This is a genomic window from Bradyrhizobium sp. 31Argb, from assembly GCF_043638955.1.
GTDB lineage: Bacteria > Pseudomonadota > Alphaproteobacteria > Rhizobiales > Xanthobacteraceae > Bradyrhizobium.
Genome location: NZ_JBEGDB010000457.1, coordinates 1 through 3,576, shown reverse-complemented (window position 1 = coordinate 3,576; position 3,576 = coordinate 1). Strand labels below are relative to the sequence as shown.

General features: G+C 61.5%; 4 protein-coding genes and 1 pseudogene. 2 read left to right on the top strand and 3 right to left on the bottom strand.

The features are described from left to right. The coding region (locus AAFX91_RS39895) for a type IV secretory system conjugative DNA transfer family protein (protein WP_394570153.1) at positions 1-360 on the top strand (360 nt) is incomplete at its 5' end. 461 nt (positions 361-821) lie between these two features. Here the strand turns inward: AAFX91_RS39895 and AAFX91_RS39890 are convergent. From AAFX91_RS39890 to AAFX91_RS39880, 3 genes are all read right to left on the bottom strand, one after another. Continuing rightward, positions 822-1,241 carry a hypothetical protein gene (locus AAFX91_RS39890; protein WP_394570152.1) on the bottom strand — a complete coding sequence of 140 codons (420 nt, stop codon included), beginning with the start codon at positions 1,239-1,241 and terminating at the stop codon, positions 822-824. Between the two features lie 414 nt (positions 1,242-1,655). After that, the gene (locus AAFX91_RS39885) at positions 1,656-2,762 is read right to left on the bottom strand and encodes a hypothetical protein (RefSeq protein WP_394570151.1); all 1,107 of its coding nucleotides are present in this window, start codon (positions 2,760-2,762) and stop codon (positions 1,656-1,658) included. 20 nt (positions 2,763-2,782) lie between these two features. Next, a complete protein-coding gene (locus AAFX91_RS39880; RefSeq protein WP_394570154.1) occupies positions 2,783-3,469 on the bottom strand; it encodes a S1/P1 nuclease in 687 nt (228 codons plus the stop codon). A 15-nt stretch (positions 3,470-3,484) separates the two neighbouring features. On the opposite strand from AAFX91_RS39880, the pseudogene AAFX91_RS39875 reads away from it, so the two are divergent. Next, positions 3,485-3,576, top strand: a pseudogene (locus AAFX91_RS39875) (transposase); the annotation flags it as partial.

The window sequence follows — 3,576 nt, the reverse complement described above, 5'->3', positions numbered from 1 at the left end:
CGTGATGCCACCAGCAAGTGGTTCGAGAGCGCGTCCTGGATCTCCTTCTCGGCGATCAACGATCCCGAGACGGCGGACTACATCTCGAAGCGCTGCGGCGACACGACGGTCGAGGTGGATCAGCTGAGCCGGTCCTCGCAGATGTCGGGTTCCTCCCGGACGCGGTCCAAGCAGCTCGCGCGCCGGCCGCTCATGCTGCCGCATGAGGTGCTGCGCATGCGGACCGATGAACAGATCATCTTTACTGCGGGCAATCCGCCGCTGCGATGCGCACGCGCCATCTGGTTCCGGCGCGCCGACATGCGAGCGTGCGTCGGCGAGAACAGATTCTACCGGAGAGAAGCTGGCGGGCGTAGCTGATGATCGTGCGAGATGCGTCGGTCACCCGCGAGAGGATCGTCGCGCGAATGCGCGGAGACCGCGTGCGGGCTCCGGGAGCGCGTTCAGCGGCGCGAGGCGACCCGTCCCCGAAGGGGCTCGCCCAATCCCTTATTGATGACAGGAGGAGACATTGTACGCGCGAAATTGAGCTGCCGTGGGTCGCCCATGAACGTTTGCAGCAAGTCCTTCACCCCCTTCATGGAGTAGTCCTCGAGATAAATGGACGAGAGCACGTGGTAAACCGCGGCAAGGGCGGCCACGCTGTGCAGTCCGAGGGACGGCGGCGTCCGATGAGGCAAAACTCGAAATGCTGGTTCCGCCACGAGCCGTGGTCGATCCGATGAGGATTGGGGCCGTCGATGCGTGTCCCGCTATGGCAGGAACATCCTTCCTCGGCCGGCTATCAAAATTGGCCAAGATCCTCGTTCACGCACCGGGATTCATCCCCTGCGCCGCGCAATCTCGTCAGCGACTGCGCTCGCGCCGCGTACCAGCCGTTCATGCAGGGTCTCGAACATGTCGAGAATGTCATCATTAGGTTCATTCCTGCCCTGTTCGATAGCTTCGGCGACGAGTTCGTCGATGGCCGTTTCCTTCAACTGTCCTTTCTGGAGGAGATGTTCAAATAGCCCATCGCTACTGGGCTGCGGTTGGATGCAGCCGTCGGAGTTACACCAGACCCTGAATGTCTGATGCGCCATAACGGCTTGCTCGACCATCCCCGCCTCCAGTGGGATCAGCGTACCCCACGCCTGGTCCTCCTTATCGACGAATCCCGCCACGTACATCTCTTGTTCCTCAGCGCCTTCATCGCGGGGGCGGAAGAATGGCGTGAGGATGGTTGGAGCGGGTTTTGCCATAACAATCTCTCCGAGAGGCTCAAGCAGGTTGCATCAGTACAGGGAAGCATTAGGGCCTGTGCCGGGATACGCTGGATCATGCGCAAAAAGCAAACTGTGGGAGCGGCTGTCACCAACCCTCGAAATTAACGGACTGCTTCCTATCATTCATCGCTCTGGCAGATGAATCATTCTACCACGCGACCCGATTATATCGGCATTGAAAGTCGGCCAGTCGGCGAATCCAAAAGATAACAGGAACGCTTCACGGATTTAAGATCGTTAGCCCACGCGCGTTCGATATCGCACGCCAAAATCTGCCGGGCGTCCCGCCTCAGGCCGCCGTCATCGCGGTCGCGGGAGTTCCGACAGCATTTGGCGATACCTGTCCGGAATGTCCCGAGGAAGACTGGGCGCAGCGCGCGCCCGTTTAGTTTAGGCCCGGTTCATACGCAGCGTAGGTATCCTGAACGACTCGCCGGCGAGCGCGAAAGACATATTCCGCTTCGCAATGCTCGAATGCTTGGCCAAGACATCCTTGATGACACCTACGTCGTCCGTGAAAGCCATTTTATCGAGAAATTGCCGCAATGCGGCTTCGTCGGGACTCAATCGGGTGCAGATCCCGAACTTGAGTATCTCGGGGACGGTTTCGTCCAATTTCAAGCCGTAGCTCGTAACCTTGCCGCTCTCGTAGACCGCGGAGCGCAGCCAGTAGCCGCCCCTGTCGAAGAATATCATTGGAGTGAAATTCTCAGCGTCCTTAGCGTAGTAGTTCCTTTCCACGTCCTGGAAAATCTCGCGCAGCGTTCCGCCGCCCCCTCGGCCGTAGATGATCCCAGCCCGCGAATTATTGACGAGCGCTTCCTCTCGAAGACTGTTCTGGTAATATTTGGCGTAGTGCGTCGCGAACGGCATCGTGGGCTCGGCACCGTACAGCCAGGTCGGGATGGCCAGGCTGAGAGGCAGCGTCGACGGCGCGGCCGAACGCACGTCGAGTGCAGCAGCGAGCCAATCGCGGGCGGCCATCACGTCCTTCCGCTTCGATTTCTTAAGGCTGCCGTCGTTCGCGAAGAGATCATCCAGATCGCCGTAATCCGGGGTCGCCGCAAGCTTCGCCAAGGCCCTTTCGAGATCGTCCATTCCGTTTTTGCTGAAGGCCGCTCCCACGTGCGCAGCCTCCATGACGCCGGGACCGCCTCCGGTGACGATGAGGTACCCGTCCTGCGCCACGCTCCAGGCAAGCTTGGCGATGTCAGCGAACGCCGGCGAATTGCGCTTGGCGGCGTGGCCGCCCATGAACCCCACGAGCGGCCGGCCAACGTCCTTCAGAAATCTCTTGAGGGCATCGGCGATCGTCGCGTCGTGCCGCGCCTGCGACAGTCGCGTCGCCAGGGAGGACGGCACGGGTCCTCCGTCGGACACGAATTGCCGAAACACCTCGAAATCGCGGGTGAGCGTGAATCCCAACTCGTCGAACGGATTGAATCCATCAAGGAGGTCGGACGCCGCGTACAATCTCTGAAGCATCGTCGGCAGCATTCAGGTTCTCCCTTCGAGATCTAGCGGAGCGCCATGTCCAGTAATTTCGCGAGCCTTGCCGCGGCAAGGGCTGCGCGGTTCCGGGCGACGTTGCGTGCGTTCGTTTCGTAGTCGCGCGTGAGTTGGACCGGAGCCGATCCAGGCCCGACCGGCTGGGCGTATGCGAAGCTCTTCGCGGCCTCGAAGCTCTCCTGCGCCCATCGATCGGGATCGAGCACCTTCTGCGCGTCGGCATCGACCGCAACCGACCCGAGGCCACCCCGATCGTCGGCGTCGAAGATGGCCGCGAAGACGGAAGAATATCCGCCGAAGAGACGATCCCAATAGGCGTGCAGCGCGATCGTCTCGCCGGTGGCCGGGACCACCATCTCGGCATTGCCGCCGCGGTCGCCGTGCGGAAGCTCGGCGGTATAGCGGGCGATCGCGTGAAGCGGTTGATGGAGATCCCCGACGAGGTGCAGCAACCAGGCGAGGTCGTAGGAACGGAGTTGATCGGAGGCGCCGGAAGCTGCGGGCAGCGTAGCGATCATGATCTTCGCCATCTTCGCGGCATCGACCGGATCCGGTGCGGGCAGCGTCGTGCCGTCCGGCGAGAACAATATGTCCTCATAGTGCCAATAGCTGTGCTTGAGCTTGTCGTAAGCTACGTTCTGCCCGGCGGTCGCGTCCGTAATGCGATCCTCCCGGTAATCGCTCTTCGTCTTGATGTCGTCGGCCCACGTCGCCGCGTGGACGAAGGCATCATTGCGAGCCAGGCGGTGCTGATCGCGATCGGGGTCGACTGGGAAGGCCGGCGTCAGGTGCTCGCGGTCGA